This window comes from Pseudoalteromonas sp. C12FD-1, assembly GCF_037414265.1.
GTDB lineage: Bacteria > Pseudomonadota > Gammaproteobacteria > Enterobacterales > Alteromonadaceae > Pseudoalteromonas.
The window spans coordinates 187007-201355 of record NZ_JBBEVD010000071.1 but is presented as its reverse complement, the minus strand read 5'-3'; the positions used below and the strand labels follow the sequence as shown (position 1 = coordinate 201355).

Sequence of the window (14349 nt, the reverse complement as noted above, 5' to 3'; positions counted from 1 at the left end):
CAGCTATCAGCTATCAGCTATCAGCTATCAGCTATCAGCTATCAGCTATCAGCTATCAGCTATCAGCTATCAGCTATCAGCTATCAGCTATCAGCTATCAGCTATCAGCTATCAGCTAAAATAATTTAACTCTTATATAATCGAATATTTAATGCTTATTATTCTCTTTTCATTGTTTGGTTAATATCAGATAACATGTGTAAAATATTTAATGCACAAAATAAAACTTAGAATATTTATTTATCTAACCTACAAAGCCAGCTTTTAAATATAATTGGTGAAATATCTTAAAGTACAGGAAGTTAATAAACACTTTAGTTTAAGTGACTGTATGGCCAGCTAAGCTGCTGATTTATAAGTATTTTTATTTATTTTCTTTCTGATATGATAGACTAAATAGATAAACAAGGATAAAGAAGATGCCTATCATCACGATAGATAACTTAACACTCATTGTATCCCTGGTCTCATCTTTTGTAGCTATAGCTATGTTTGTAATTGCGTCCATTCAAACTCGAATACAAAAAACGTAATCTTAATCTAGCTCTTTTTAATAGCAGATATAAAGTTTATATAGATTCGCAGAAGCTATATCAAGAGTATACCAATGGATATATTTCTGACGTTACTTTTAGCCACTTTATTGCTTCAGAATTACTATTTCCGTCAGAATCTGGAATTTATAAATTTCTAGAGAAAGTACATGAATATGCAATATCTTTTAATGGTACTAAAAGAGCAATGCAAAGCACTGGTGAACCAGCTGCCCTAGAAAGGATTTATGAATACAATAGAGAAGCTAGTTCTAATTTGAATTGTTTTTTACAAGAGCTAACGAAATTAATGAAGCCTTATATTAAGATTAATTAGTAAAAAAAGACAAAGTATATTGCTTTACAGAATGCATAAGCATTAACAGAAAGGCTTTCATCCTCTTCCTTAATATTACGACCTTATTTGTGGACTTATATTATATTCAGATAAATAATTTATAAGCCGCTTTTAGCGGCTTATAAATTTAACTTTAAAGCTTCTCTAGCTATGTTTTATGATTTTATTTTTGTATAAATCCTCAACAGGAAAAATCATAGTGTAGTCATCCCAATTGATATTTCCATCAACAATATCAAAGTTTAAGAAACCATCTATCTTTTTGTAAGCTTCGTAGTCAGGATGACCTACAGAAAAAATAAATGTGGCAAAATCTACAGTCGAAATATGCCCGTCATTGAATTCAATATCAAGTATATGACCTGTAATATGTTTAGCATTAACTACCGATAGCTCTGACATTTTTCACCTTTCTTGTAATCAATTGTGGACTGATATGTTTCTTTTTAACAAAATAATCGACCCATTTATTAACTATATCGTCAGCATAAGCATTAACGAACTATTCAAATTCTTTGCGTTTTTTCTGTTCAAGTCCCGTTCCTTTATCCTTTATCACAATCTTGTAAATGCGGCCGCTCAACATATGCAGCTCGGCTTTAGACTCTTTACCTTGAAATTTAGCATGAATATGGATCGGCTCATGTTCATTGCTATAAAAAATAGTACTAGCCCAAAGTATTCATATATTTTTGGCATAAATATCTCCTTTCTCCATTGCCTAACTTAAGTTTTACGTTTTAAAGTATACCTAAAAGCTCCTATCTCTATAATTAGTAAGTATAATTTTTTATTCGCTTAGCACAATCCCATATTTATTATTTAATACTCTAGCCCTTTAATAAAAATGTAATAATTTAGTACATGCCTGAGCTAATACATACTTATTTATAGCTTCTTATCAAACGCTTCAGCTAATTTTTCAGTTTCACTAAAAACGGTATTCCAATATTTAATGCGTGTGTCTGCATCGAGATTAGTAAAGTCATTTCTATCTGGAATTTTTCCGTAAGGTAAACCTGCTATAAATTCTTTTGATGGTGAGATCATCACAACATTATCGTAATTTTGTGGTGCTACTTTACGTTTTAAATTTTTATCGAACCACCCTGCTTTTGGCTCGCTATTAAAATGCGGATATAAAATTAAGCCTGGGTTATTAATTTTTAAATCAAAGTGGTAGTCAATTATTCCACCATCGCGATACATACCTTGTGGTGAACCGGCAATATTTTTTATACCTTGCATAACAAGCGGTATAGAGCCCGATGCGAGTAAGGCATCTTTTAAATTAGTTTGGCTAAGTGGTATGTTTTGAGTTTTAAAGTTATAACTATCAGTTATTGATAAATTACTGTTTGGCGCACCAAAAATAAATCGCTCGTACTGCGAGCCTAACAATTTTCGGTTTACGCGATTGAGCATATAACTTTTTGATAAACCCAAAAGCTGAATTAATTTATTTTCGCTGGCAATAAAGCCATTAGATTTAGCCACTATAAAATGCGCTTTAAACACGGGGTTATTTAAAATTTCGGTTACACCGTTATCCCCAAAAACATCTTCAAGTAATCCGCGCGCTTTTATTGTTATTTCATTTGGTGTTGGTTTATTACTAGAATAGCGCGTTTGCGAATACGATTTTGCTAAACGCTCAATGGCAGCAACGGGGTCGTTTTGTGCAAAACACGCAGATCGAAATGCGCCAGCAGATGATCCAATTAAGTTAAGTGGTTGGGTGCGGTGTTTAAAAAACTCACCAAAAATATATTTGTCTAAACCAAATAAAGTAAACCATTTAGGCCCACCACTTGCCCCTAAAAAAGAGGTAAATAACTCGGGTTTAAAGCCCTGCTTGTTAATAATTTTTGCTGCTGTTTTCCCTGCATGAATGTCTATCATTAAATCAGTTTACCTTATTTTTCTTAGCTTTTAGTGCAGTTTACAAAACCCAAAACTGAATAATTATGCAAATTTAAAAAGCGGTTTTATGTTGCCATAAAACCGCTTTTTATCGTTAAAATTGCTTAAAATACGCGAATCAATCCCAAATGCCGCTTTCGCATTTTCCCTGTACTTTTACATTTTTTACTTTAAATTCGGGCTCTATGCCTTTTTCTCTTTGTGTGTTGTAGTCGCGATTAACAGACAAAATAGTTGGCGTGAGCAATATAATAGCGATTACGTTAACTACTGTCATTAACCCTAATGCTATATCGGCTAAATCCCAGACTTCTTTTAGAGACGCAGATGCGCCCCACAGCATCATTGATAAATAAAGTAATGTATAAATTGTGCGCCCTACTTTGTTATCGAGCTTAAATAAATGTAGGTTACTTTCGGCGTAAGCGTAGTTGGCCACCACCGAAGTAAAGGCAAATAAAGTAATGGCTGCCGCAACAAAATATACGCCGCCTTGTGCTAAGTGTGCGGTCATGGCGCTTTGCGTTAAACGTATGCCTTCCATTTCGCCGCTTATATCTACATCGGCAAGTAAAATCACAACGGCGGTACAGCTACAAAGTACAATGGTGTCAAAAAACACGCCAAGCATTTGTATATAGCCTTGTGTTACTGGGTGATTAGGAATAGGGCTTGCGCTTGCTGCTGCATGGGGCACACTACCCGCACCGGCTTCGTTAGAGTATAAACCGCGTTGTATACCATTTTTAATGGCTGCACCCATTGCACCTGCGCCAGCTTCTTGCAAGCCAAAGGCTGATAAAAATACATCTTTAAGCATGGCTGGTACTTGCGGTAAATTTATAAGCGTTATAATTACGGCAGCTGCTACAAATAATATGCCCATTAATGGCACTACACGTTCAGCAAAACGGGCTATTGCTTTAAAGCCGCCAAGTATAATTGAGCCTGCTAATACGGTAATTACTAATCCTGAATAAAAGGTGGGTACTTCAAATGCATAGTTAAGGGCGTCGGTTATGGTATTGGTTTGCATGGCACTAAAGGTAAAGCCGTAACCTAAAAATAAACACGCGGCAAACACAATAGCAAAGGCACGGCTGCCTAAACCTTGTTGAATATAATAGGCGGGGCCGCCTCTAAACTCGCCACTACTATCGCGTACTTTATACACCTGCCCTAATACACTTTCGGCAAAGCCGGTTGCCATGCCAAGTATGGCAATAACCCACATCCAAAATATGGCGCCGCTTCCGCCAAGTGAAATGGCAACGGCTACCCCAGCTAAATTACCTGTACCTACACGAGCACACAGGCCAGTACACAATGCCTGAAATGATGAGATATCGTCTTTTTTACACTTGCTACTGCCTTTTAAAAGGCTAAACATGTGTTTAAATTTTACTATTTGAATTGCTTTTAAACGCACCGAAAACCAAATACCTGCAAACAGTAGTATGTAGATCAGTATTTGGCCCTCTCCCCATAATAGGCCATTTACACTTTTTACTACGGTATCGAACATGGGCTAATCCTTTTGTATTTATTATGTTTTACTCAGCAAGTGGTTGAGTAAATGGCATTTAATTATGCATATTAGCCATAGATTTAGGCAGCTAAGCTGCCTTAGTATGTTGACTTAGTGGTAGGTTATTTACTTTGCAGATGAATGCCTGCAATCATGCATCTAACCGAACCTCCCGCCGACTCTATGGTTGGTATAGGTAACGGAACAAGTTTAGCTGTTTTTTGTATTGCTGCTTTTTGTTCGGTTGTAAGTGCATTAAACGCCGTTTGTGAGAGTGCTAAAATACGGCCATTTGTACCTTGTAGCTCTATTGCGTTGCCGCAAAAGCTACTTATTTGCTCATTAGTTAAGTTTATTACTTCTAAATGGCTTTGTATAAAATGGCTAGTTATTTGTTTGTGCTGACTATTTGGCACCATATCTAAGCTGATCATGGCAAACTCTGTTGCTATACACATTAATACATTAGTATGATAAACCGCAGTACCTTGTTTATCGTACGCATTAAATACAACAGGTTTTAGCTTTAATTGTTCACATACTGTATTAACCACAGTTTTAGTAGTGCGCTTAGATTCTACTGCATAAGCAAGCTTATGTGGGTGATCAATAACAAGCGATCCTGTGCCTTCTAAATATGCATTTTCTTTCGCTAAAAATGAATAATCAGTCACAGACAACACTTTATAGTGATTAGTCAAAAAATCAATAATATCTTTTCGATATTCTAATCTTCTGTTTTCTGCATACATTGGATAAACAACTAGCTCACCACTTTGATGGGTAGAAAACCAATTATTTGGAAACACTGAATCGGGCGTGTGTGTCTGTTCGTCTTCAAAAAGGTGAACGGTTACGCCCTCGTTTTGTAATAATTTAACCGCATTGGTTACTTCGTCAAAGGCGTGCTGACTCTGATTTTGTGAGTTACAGGTACTTTGAAACGTGTTGTCTAACATAGTTTGTGGGTTAGATGTAAAATGATGCGGTCGCACCATAACCACAGCGCTTGGTGCTTGCTTTATATAACTCATGCCACTTGCTCTTGCTTATGGGTTTTTGCTGTTTGTGTACAATTAAGTACCGAAAATAAATTACGTGGATCAGCTTGTTGTGTAATTAAATCAAGTAATTCAAACTCACCCGCAGCCACCAGCGCATCTTTAATATAAACCAATGCGGTAAAGTCTTCGCTTGCAAAACCTACCCCATCAAAAATAGTTAGCTCGTCGTTACTTGTACGCCCAGGTACTTGTTTATTAATTACTTTATGAAACTCTGTTACGGCAAAAGTGTCGCTCATTTGCTGTATTTCGCCTTCTATTCTGGTTTGCGGCTCGTACTCTACAAACACAGTGGCACGCTCTAGTAACTGTGAATCAAGCTCTGTTTTACCAGGGCAATCTCCACCAATGGCATTTAAATGCACACCTTGTGGGATCATATCGTTGGTTAAAATAGTGGCATTTTTTTTATCCGCTGTGCAGGTGGTAACAATGTGCGCGCCCTGTACGGCTTCCGCTGCGCTATTACATATAGTTACATTTAAGCCGTAGCCACTTAAGTTGTTGTAGGCTTTTTGTGAGGCGTTTTTATCAATGTCGTATAAACGAATGTGGGTAATACCTAATACGGCTTTAAAAGCGAGTGCCTGAAACTCAGACTGTGCACCATTACCAATTAATGTCAGCGTTGTTGAGTTTTCAGGCGCTAAATACTTTGCAACAAGCGCCGATGTAGCCGCTGTGCGTAGGGCCGTTAGTAGGCACATTTCACTGATCATTACTGGGTAACCGCTATCAACATCCGACAAAATACCAAATGCGGCCACTGTTTGAAGCTCTTTAAATGTGTTTTTTGGATGACCATTTACATATTTGCAGCTAAACATTTTGCCATCGCTTACGGGCATAAGCTCTATTACGCCATCTGGAGAGTGCGCCGCATAACGTGGCGATTTATCAAATTCGTGCCAGCGAGCAAAATCTTGCTCTAACCTTTGAGTAAGCGCTAATAGCACGTTTTCTATGCCCACTTTATTTATAAGTTTGGCCATTGCCTGTACGCTCACAAATGGAACACCTTGTTTAGGCTGTGCGATAAAATGACTCATAAATACCTCTTTAATGACTAAATAAATTATTTGAAATAAGTTTATAGGCCAGAGGTGTTACTTAAAATGCCAAAAGTTTATACAAATAATGTTATTTTTTAGCAAATTGCTATGCATCAAAGTACAAATTTAGTAATTTGTAATAAACACATAACCCTAGGCGTTTTATGACCCCTTATATTTACGACTCATTAGATAACGCGTTAATAGCCGAATTAAGAAAAGACGGCCGCGCTTCTATTTCAGCATTGGCCGATGTTTTAAAAGTGTCGCGCGGGACGGTACAAAACCGCTTGGACCGTTTAGTCTCATCGGGTGCTATATTAGGTTTTACTGTGCGCGTACATGAACACATAGAAACCGAAGCCGTAAGAGCCATTATGATGGTAGAAGTGGTGGGTAAATCGACCTCGCAGGTAATTAAAACCATGCGTGGTATACCTGAGCTTACTAAGTTACATACTACTAATGGCGCTTGGGATTTAGTGGCTGAAATACAGGCTGCTAATTTAAGTGAGTTTGATGGCGTACTCAGGCAAGTACGCGAAATAGAAGGCATTTTAAATAGCGAAACCAGTATATTATTGTCATCTACTTAGGTTTATTAACGCGATGTTTTACTAAAGAATTTTAGACAATACTCGGTTTATGTATTAGATATTGGAGTAGGCAATGAATAAGCTTTCTATTCGGTTTTATTCGCAAGATATAAAGCGCCACCAGCATAATTACCATCAACTCGTGTTACCTCTACACGGTGAAATACACATAACATTAAATAATGACTTTAAAACAACGGTCAGTACAGGCAGTTGTATAGTTATACATAAAAACGTAGTGCATGCCTTTACGGCCGATGAGGCTGCACGTTTTATTGTGGCAGATTTAGATGCGCTCCCTGATAACCTTATAAATCTTTTTTGCCCTAAAATTTCAATAGATAGCCGCTTATTAAGTTACTTACAATTTATTGAGCAGCAACTGCTCGTTGTTAGTGATGATAAACTGACTAGCTCAACCTTTGATTTATTTTATTTATTACTTTGTGAGCAAAGCAGCCACAGTAATATTGATAAGCGAATAGATAATGTAATAACCACGGTAAAGCAAAATTTAGCGTATCCCTACACGTTAAAAGAGCTGGCCAATATAGCCTGTTTAAGCGTTACGCAATTTAAAACTGTTTTCAAAAGAAACACTAACATGAGTGCGCTGCAATATATAACTATGTTACGAATGCAGCATGCGCGCGCCTTATTAACCCATTCAGACCTGCCGATTGCTTTAGTAGGTGAGCGCATTGGTTATAACGATGCCTCTGCTTTTAGCCGTCGGTTTAATGTATACTTTGGGCAGCCACCTAAAGCGTTTACAAAGCAGTAAATTGCGCCTAAGCAAACAACAACACCGCCTTTTTAGCATATTTATACTTCACCCTGTTGATACACTCAGTAAATAGTATTTACGGAGGATAATTAATGGCAACAAACATAGGCCTTTTAGCAATATTTTCGTGGGGGCTTTTAGCCTTACTAGGTAATTTAACCAAAGCACTGCCTGCTTTTCAGTTACTTTTTATATGTTTTTCACTCTCTTTTATTATTTTATTAGTTAAACGCGTAGCTACAAAACAGCCATTATTAACCCCTCCTAAGCTTTCTAAAAAGCAAATTATAATAGGTGTTACTGGTTTATTTGGTTTTCACTTTTGTTATTTTATGGCTTTAAAATACGGCCCTTTAATCGAGGTAAGCTTAATTGTGTACCTTTGGCCATTATTGCTAGGTGTATTTGTTGCTACCCCAGGGGCTAAATTTAAAGCTATATTGGGCGGATTACTGGGATTTTTAGGCACGCTTAGTTTAATTACCGATGGCAGTGGGTTATCAATCAATAGTGAATATTACTTAGGGTATGTTTTTGCAGGATGCTGCGCCGTACTTTGGTCGAGTTATTCTTATTTAATGTCGCGATTTAATAGCCATGTAGATGACATAGGCTGGCTTTCACTGATTGTGGCAGTGCTTGCCCTTTGTGCACATTTTTATTTTGAAACAACCGTTACTAGTTTGTCTTCTTCACAATGGCTAGGCGCTATTTTATTAGGATTAGGCCCAGTAGGTGGTGCATTTTATTTATGGGATCATGGTTTAAAATTTGGTAATCGCTCGCTATTAGCTTCCTTAAGCTTTTTAACGCCGGTGCTCTCTACATTTATTTTAATACTCGCCTCGCAGGCTCCCTTTAGTTGGTCAGTATTTATTGCTTTAGCGCTTATTTTATTAGGTGCGGCAATTAGCAATAAAAAGCCATCGATAAGCTTAAAAAAAGCATAGCTTTAATTTTGCTAAGGCACTTTACCAGCGCTTAAACTTAAATTACCACTTAAGTTTAAGCGCTGGTATACACAGCTACATGGCATAGCTGTGTGCGTAATCTACTATACGTGCATTTTGACTTTTTAAATAAGCGCGGCCTGCTTTTACACCTAGTTTATGATCAAAGCGTAAATCATCGTTTGAACTGCCTAATAATTTACTGTGTAGTTTTTCATCTGCAAAAATTTGTATAATTTCTACATCACTAGGCGGATTGGCAATAAACGTTAGCTCGTCTAGGTATGCTTGTTCGTGTTGAATCAAGTAATCAAGTGTTTTTGGGCAGTAACCTGACGCACACGCAAATGTTCTAAGCTTTTGAACCCATGCAGTTTGCGCTTGAAAATGCTCATCAACGGTTCTTATTACCACGATTTTTCGTGCACCGCGGTTATAAGCTTCGCGTACCGGCAATGGCGCAGCTAAACCGCCGTCTACATAAAAGTCGTCACTAGAGTGCTCTTGATGAGCTAAATCTGCTTCGTTTGCCGCTTTTGTATCTAACCAAGGTGTTAATTTAACCCCCTGTTTATACAAAAAAGGTAACGCGCTTGAAGCTTTTAATAAATCTCGCCATTGCTTTCCCTCACCAGTTGGCGATAAGTAATAGGCTTTTCTGTCGCGAGTATTGGTTGCAGTTATAAGTAACTCTCGCTCACCTAAACTGCTTTTAGCTGTTTTAAAGTCGAGTACTCTGTTTACCTCGGTGGTTTTATCAAAGTACCAGTCTAAATCAACTATGTGTTTACCCATTAAACCACGGCCCAATTGAAAAAAACGCTTGTTACGCGAAAGCCCTCTAATTAAACGTTTTGCATAGCCTTTTTGGCGTGCTAAATAGCTAGTTAAATTTTGCGAGCCGGCAGAGGTGCCAATAAATAAATCAAAGGGGTCGTAATTTTGCTCTAACCACGCATCAAGTACACCGGCTGTGAATATCCCTCGCTGTCCGCCACCTTCAGCTATCAGTGCAACTTTTGGCTGCGCTGGTTTTGTAACTGAATTAGCCGATGCGGTTGTTAGAGCGTTCACGGTGTACCTTCCTTTAATTTAATGATGTTTTTGTTTATACAGTCATTATAAAAAATTAAAGTGGTATCTTAAAATTGATTGTTTAAATCAATTTAATTGAAAAAATAGAACGGTAATAAATGCAAAAATAGCCGTTAAACATTGGCAAAACACTTTGCACTAACTAATTAAATACCGAAAACAACTTAATACAGACACCACTGAAAGTTAATAAACAAAGTATATAAAAACTAACTTTTAATGATGCCTGTATAGTATCAAGCTTAGGGTGTACGCTTGCTTAACCAATATAATTAATGTTTTATTTCCATTAAAATTTCTAAGGCTCTGTGGCGTTTTTCGCTGTTGTAAACATCGTTAGTAAATATAAACTCATCCACTTCTAGCTCTTTCGCTATCATCTGTAATTTGTGTTTTATACTCACATGCCCGCCTACTACGCTTAAACTTAAAAAGTTTTCTACGTGGGCACGCTCTTGCTCGCTCCATAATCCTTCCATGGTATCTACCGGAGGTTTTAGCCATAGCTCTTTGCCGCGTATTAATTCAAGCACCCGTTGTTTTGAGGTGGTAGAGAGGTATTGCGCTTCTTCATCGGTTTCTGCCGCCACCAGCGGTAAAGCAAGCATTACATAGGGTTTATCTAATACGTTTGAGGCTTTAAACTCTCGTTTGTATAGCGCTATTGCATCGTGTACAAAACGCGGCGCAAAGTGTCCTGCAAATACATAAGGTAACCCTTTTTGGGCGGCCAATTGCGCGCTAAATAAACTCGAGCCTAACAGCCAAAGTGGTACATTTGTGTCCTCCCCAGGAATAGCGCGTATTGGGTGAGTGCCGTTGTATGGGCCTAATAATGTTTGTAGCTCTGTTACCTCCCCAGGGAAATTTTCAGCGCGGCTCATATCATTATTGAGTGCACGGCTAGTTACCGGATCACTACCTGGGGCGCGGCCAAGACCTAAATCTATTCGCCCGGGGTATAAACTCTCTAACGTGCCAAATTGCTCAGCCACAACTAATGGCGAATGATTCGGCAGCATTATTCCGCCGGAGCCAACACGAATACGCTGAGTTTTACCTGCAATATGGCCTACTAATATTGAAGTAGCAGCACAAATTATACCGGGCATATTGTGATGCTCAGCCAGCCAAAAGCGATTAAACCCTAATTGGTCTGCCCGCTGGGCGTATTTAGTGGTTTTCTTGAGCGTATGAGAAACGCTTTCCCCTTTGATCATGGGGGCAAGCTCTAATAACGAAAAGGGAATGGAAGATAACAAAATAGCAGCTCCTTAAAATGCATGCTAATAATGGGCTTCATCATCAGCATAAAACACTTAAATGGGTCTGCTATTTATTCAATTCAAGTAAGGTAACAGATAAAAGCAAAATAGCGTTAGGCTGTTTTGCTCTTAGGTATTTATGCAAGCTCAGAGCTTTGCTGACGCTCTTTTTTATAACCCTCTGAGTCTACGCCTTTTTTCCAATAACCAGAGGAAACTATATTACTACGCGGTATATTAAAGTTATGCGTAAGTAAGGTTTTTGCTTTACGCACTAATCCTGCCTCTAATGCCATAAATACAATAGGTGACTCATTTGTGTGTGGCAAATTGTTAAGCGCGTTGAGCATATCGGCATCAGGTGTATCTGTAATTATCCAATTAACATCGCGCTGCGTGTGTAAATCAATAATGTCTTGCTCTGTAGGCGCATGCACAAACGCGTCAATTTTTGCGCTTGCGGGTAACTGCTGCATGTACCCTTTTATTGCATTTACTGAGGTTAAATCGCCTAGCAAAACATAGTGCGAGTGCTGGTAATTATCAAGCTTTTTAGGGCCTGGGCCTGCTATAGCGAGCTCATCACCTACTTGGGCAATTTTAGCCCAATGGGTTGCTGGGCCTTGGTGCATATTTATTACAAAGTCGAGCGTTAACGCACCACTTGCCTCATCAACGTCTCTTATTGTGTAAGAGCGCATACACGCGGTTTTTAAATTAAAATCAACTTTGCCATTTTGAGGAATAAGCACTTTTACATAGCTGCCAATATGCGCTGGCGTTAAATCCGAAAACTCAGCTGAGCCTACAATAATGCGCTGTAAATGCGGCGTTATTTGTTCAGTACTTAGTACTCTAGCTTTGCGAACTTGTTTACCCATTTAAAATCACCTCGTTTAACAAAATAGTTAACTGCTTTTTAAAGCAAGCATTGCACAACGCCTCATTGGTTGATAAAATCAACTATAAACAGATTGATTGACATTGTCAACTACATTGAGAGCCCTATGAATACGTCTTTATCAAATACCTTGTTTGAACTCATGCAAAATTACCGTGTAACAATCCGCGAGGCCATTAACGCAGGCGACCTTGGTATTAATGCTATGCACGTGCGTTGTATACATATAATTGCCGCTACAAGTAACTGCACCGCTAACGATATAGTTACCAAAACACAGCGCGACAAAGCACAAATTGCCCGCTTAATTAAAGATTTAATTGCCTTAAACCTTATCAATAAGCAAGCAAGTGAGCACGACAAACGCTGCTTTATTTTGTCGCTCACCGAACAAGGCAACACACTTTTTGATAAGTTATTAGCCTCTGAGCAGCAAATAAATGAACAAATGTGTAAAAATTTAAATCCTCAACAAATCAAAGACTTTTTAGATACCGCGCAACAAATGATCAAAAACATGGACTAAGCTGCCTTTCATTTCTTGGCATAACTCATACAAAACGCATATACTGTACACTTATACAGTATATGCGTTTTAGGTTATGTTATGTTTGTTATTCCCGTTTATATAGAAGCTGGTGTGTGTGGATTTGAATCGCCCGCGGCGCAATATGCCGAGCTAGGTGTTTCGCTTGATGAGCTATTAATAAAGCACCCCGACGCCACCTTTATTGGTATTGCATCGGGTAACTCCATGCAAGAGGTGGGGATTTTTGAGGGCGACTTGCTTGTAGTAGACCGTGCTGAGCAAGCCGATAACGGCGATGTTATTGTTGCCAATTTAAATGGCTTATTTGTGTGTAAGCTATTGGATAAAACCAATGCGCGGTTACTCTCGGCATCGCCTTTACATAAGCCGGTACAACTAACCCCAGCTGATGAGTTTCAGTTAGAGGGCGTGGTTACACTATCAATTAGAATGCACCGCCCAAGCCCTGAGCTATTAAAATGTACGCCTTAGTCGATGCCGTTGCCTTTTATGCCAGCGCCGAAAAAGTGTTCGACCCTGCTATTCGCTCTAAACCTGTGGTGGTTTTAACTAATAACGATGGCTGCGTATGTGCGGTGTGCCCGATTGCTCGGCATTTAAACATTCCTAAATTTGGCCCTTATTTTAAAGTTAAGCATTTGCTTGAGAAAAATAATGTGGTTGTACGTTCGAGTAACTATGAGCTGTACGCCGATTTAAGTGCCAAAATGATGAACGTAATTGGCCGCTTTTGCGATACACAGCATATATACAGTATTGATGAGTCGTTTTTACACTTTAATGGCTACATGCCACTTATTAAAAACTGGCATGAGTATGGGCATACAATAAGGCGTACCGTTTGGCGCGAAACTAAGCTCCCTGTGGGTGTGGGTTTTGGCCCTACACCTACACTTGCTAAAGCCGCTAACCATGCAGCTAAAAAGCTAAGCGGGTTTGATGGCGTAGCCGTTATAGATAACGAGCCAAGCCGCCAAGCTATTTTACAAAGAATGAGCTGCGCCGATGTGTGGGGCATAGGAAAGCGCCTAGCTAAAAAGCTTAACATAATGAACATACATACCGCGTGGGATCTAGCACAGCAAAATCCTAAAACCATGCGTCGTGCGTTTAGCGTAGTGGTGGAGCGTACCGTAAGTGAGCTAAATGGTGTAGCGTGCTTAACCTGGGACGATGTACGCCAAGATAAACGAGAAATATATTCTACTCGCAGCTTTGGTGAGCGGATCAGTGAGCCAACTGCACTTAAAACCGCCCTTATTAACCACGTAACCACAGTGGCAAGTAAACTACGAGCCCAGCGCTCACTAGCAAAACAACTTTATATATTTGCCGCCACGGGCAAACACGAAGACCGCTATTGTAAAAAGTCGTTTATATATAAATTTGCCACCCCCACTAACGATACCTGCGTAATGGCCAATGCTGTATCAGAAGTGTTTGCTCATATTTACCAGCCAGGTGTACGCTTTTATAAATGTGGTGTAGGCGCCTTAGAGCTTACCTCGGTGCAGTACCAGCAAAACGATTTATTTAACCAAAGTGCCGATAACCCTAAATTAATGCAGTGTCTTGATACAATAAACAACCGCTACGGAAAAGGTATACTCACTCTAGCCAGCAGCAAATTAAACCAAGGCTGGCATATGAACAGAGATCACTTATCGCCCCAGTACACGACTCGCTGGCACGATATACCTAAAATTTACTGTTATGAATAAGCGCGCTATTGCCTTTATAAATTAAA

Annotated in this window: 15 protein-coding genes; 6 read left to right on the top strand and 9 right to left on the bottom strand. The window is 38.9% G+C overall.

The genetic code is table 11. From position 1 onward, the window contains the following. Positions 1-1035 precede the first annotated feature (1035 nt). From WDB87_RS13280 to WDB87_RS13260, 6 genes are all read right to left on the bottom strand, one after another. Positions 1036-1293 (bottom strand): DUF2442 domain-containing protein, encoded by a 258-nt coding sequence (locus WDB87_RS13280; RefSeq protein WP_286248253.1) that lies wholly within the window; start codon positions 1291-1293, stop codon positions 1036-1038. A gap of 100 nt (positions 1294-1393) precedes the next feature. Then, positions 1394-1555, bottom strand: coding sequence for a DUF4160 domain-containing protein (locus WDB87_RS15780; RefSeq protein ID WP_443197911.1), 162 nt, complete (start codon positions 1553-1555; stop codon positions 1394-1396). 224 nt (positions 1556-1779) lie between these two features. Beyond that, positions 1780-2793, bottom strand: coding sequence for a patatin-like phospholipase family protein (locus WDB87_RS13275; protein WP_286248251.1), 1014 nt, complete (start codon positions 2791-2793; stop codon positions 1780-1782). A gap of 139 nt (positions 2794-2932) precedes the next feature. Then, the gene (locus WDB87_RS13270) at positions 2933-4339 is read right to left on the bottom strand and encodes an alanine/glycine:cation symporter family protein (protein WP_286248249.1); all 1407 of its coding nucleotides are present in this window, start codon (positions 4337-4339) and stop codon (positions 2933-2935) included. 125 nt (positions 4340-4464) lie between these two features. Continuing rightward, the gene (ctlX, locus tag WDB87_RS13265) at positions 4465-5376 is read right to left on the bottom strand and encodes a citrulline utilization hydrolase CtlX (RefSeq protein ID WP_337850103.1); all 912 of its coding nucleotides are present in this window, start codon (positions 5374-5376) and stop codon (positions 4465-4467) included. Continuing rightward, positions 5373-6455: an ornithine cyclodeaminase gene (locus WDB87_RS13260; protein WP_337850102.1), complete on the bottom strand. Its 1083-nt coding sequence runs from the start codon at positions 6453-6455 to the stop codon at positions 5373-5375. The genes ctlX and WDB87_RS13260 overlap by 4 nt, the downstream gene beginning before the upstream one ends. A gap of 167 nt (positions 6456-6622) precedes the next feature. Between WDB87_RS13260 and WDB87_RS13255 the strand changes: the two genes are divergently transcribed. The 3 genes from WDB87_RS13255 to WDB87_RS13245 all read left to right on the top strand — a co-directional run bounded on the left by WDB87_RS13255 (position 6623) and on the right by WDB87_RS13245 (position 8791). Continuing rightward, positions 6623-7054, top strand: a complete 432-nt coding sequence (locus tag WDB87_RS13255) for an Lrp/AsnC family transcriptional regulator (RefSeq protein WP_055254207.1) — start codon at positions 6623-6625, stop codon at positions 7052-7054. Positions 7055-7127: 73 nt separating this feature from the next. Beyond that, the gene (locus tag WDB87_RS13250; protein ID WP_286248239.1) at positions 7128-7838 is read left to right on the top strand and encodes an AraC family transcriptional regulator; all 711 of its coding nucleotides are present in this window, start codon (positions 7128-7130) and stop codon (positions 7836-7838) included. A 95-nt stretch (positions 7839-7933) separates the two neighbouring features. After that, complete coding sequence (locus WDB87_RS13245) at positions 7934-8791, top strand: DMT family transporter (RefSeq protein WP_337850101.1); 858 nt, start codon at positions 7934-7936, stop codon at positions 8789-8791. A gap of 75 nt (positions 8792-8866) precedes the next feature. On the opposite strand, the gene WDB87_RS13240 is transcribed toward WDB87_RS13245, so the two are convergent. The 3 genes from WDB87_RS13240 to WDB87_RS13230 all read right to left on the bottom strand — a co-directional run bounded on the left by WDB87_RS13240 (position 8867) and on the right by WDB87_RS13230 (position 12032). Then, positions 8867-9865 carry a patatin-like phospholipase family protein gene (locus WDB87_RS13240; RefSeq protein ID WP_337850100.1) on the bottom strand — a complete coding sequence of 333 codons (999 nt, stop codon included), beginning with the start codon at positions 9863-9865 and terminating at the stop codon, positions 8867-8869. Positions 9866-10158: 293 nt separating this feature from the next. Next, entirely contained in the window at positions 10159-11148 is a 990-nt protein-coding gene (locus tag WDB87_RS13235; RefSeq protein ID WP_337850099.1) for an LLM class flavin-dependent oxidoreductase, read from the bottom strand. A gap of 140 nt (positions 11149-11288) precedes the next feature. Continuing rightward, positions 11289-12032 (bottom strand): siderophore-interacting protein, encoded by a 744-nt coding sequence (locus WDB87_RS13230; protein ID WP_337850098.1) that lies wholly within the window; start codon positions 12030-12032, stop codon positions 11289-11291. A 126-nt stretch (positions 12033-12158) separates the two neighbouring features. Between WDB87_RS13230 and WDB87_RS13225 the strand changes: the two genes are divergently transcribed. The 3 genes from WDB87_RS13225 to WDB87_RS13215 all read left to right on the top strand — a co-directional run bounded on the left by WDB87_RS13225 (position 12159) and on the right by WDB87_RS13215 (position 14323). Beyond that, complete coding sequence (locus tag WDB87_RS13225) at positions 12159-12578, top strand: MarR family winged helix-turn-helix transcriptional regulator (protein WP_286248228.1); 420 nt, start codon at positions 12159-12161, stop codon at positions 12576-12578. Positions 12579-12659: 81 nt separating this feature from the next. After that, the gene (locus WDB87_RS13220; protein WP_055017071.1) at positions 12660-13073 is read left to right on the top strand and encodes a LexA family protein; all 414 of its coding nucleotides are present in this window, start codon (positions 12660-12662) and stop codon (positions 13071-13073) included. Next, the gene (locus WDB87_RS13215) at positions 13061-14323 is read left to right on the top strand and encodes a Y-family DNA polymerase (RefSeq protein ID WP_337850097.1); all 1263 of its coding nucleotides are present in this window, start codon (positions 13061-13063) and stop codon (positions 14321-14323) included. The genes WDB87_RS13220 and WDB87_RS13215 overlap by 13 nt, the downstream gene beginning before the upstream one ends. Positions 14324-14349 lie beyond the last annotated feature (26 nt).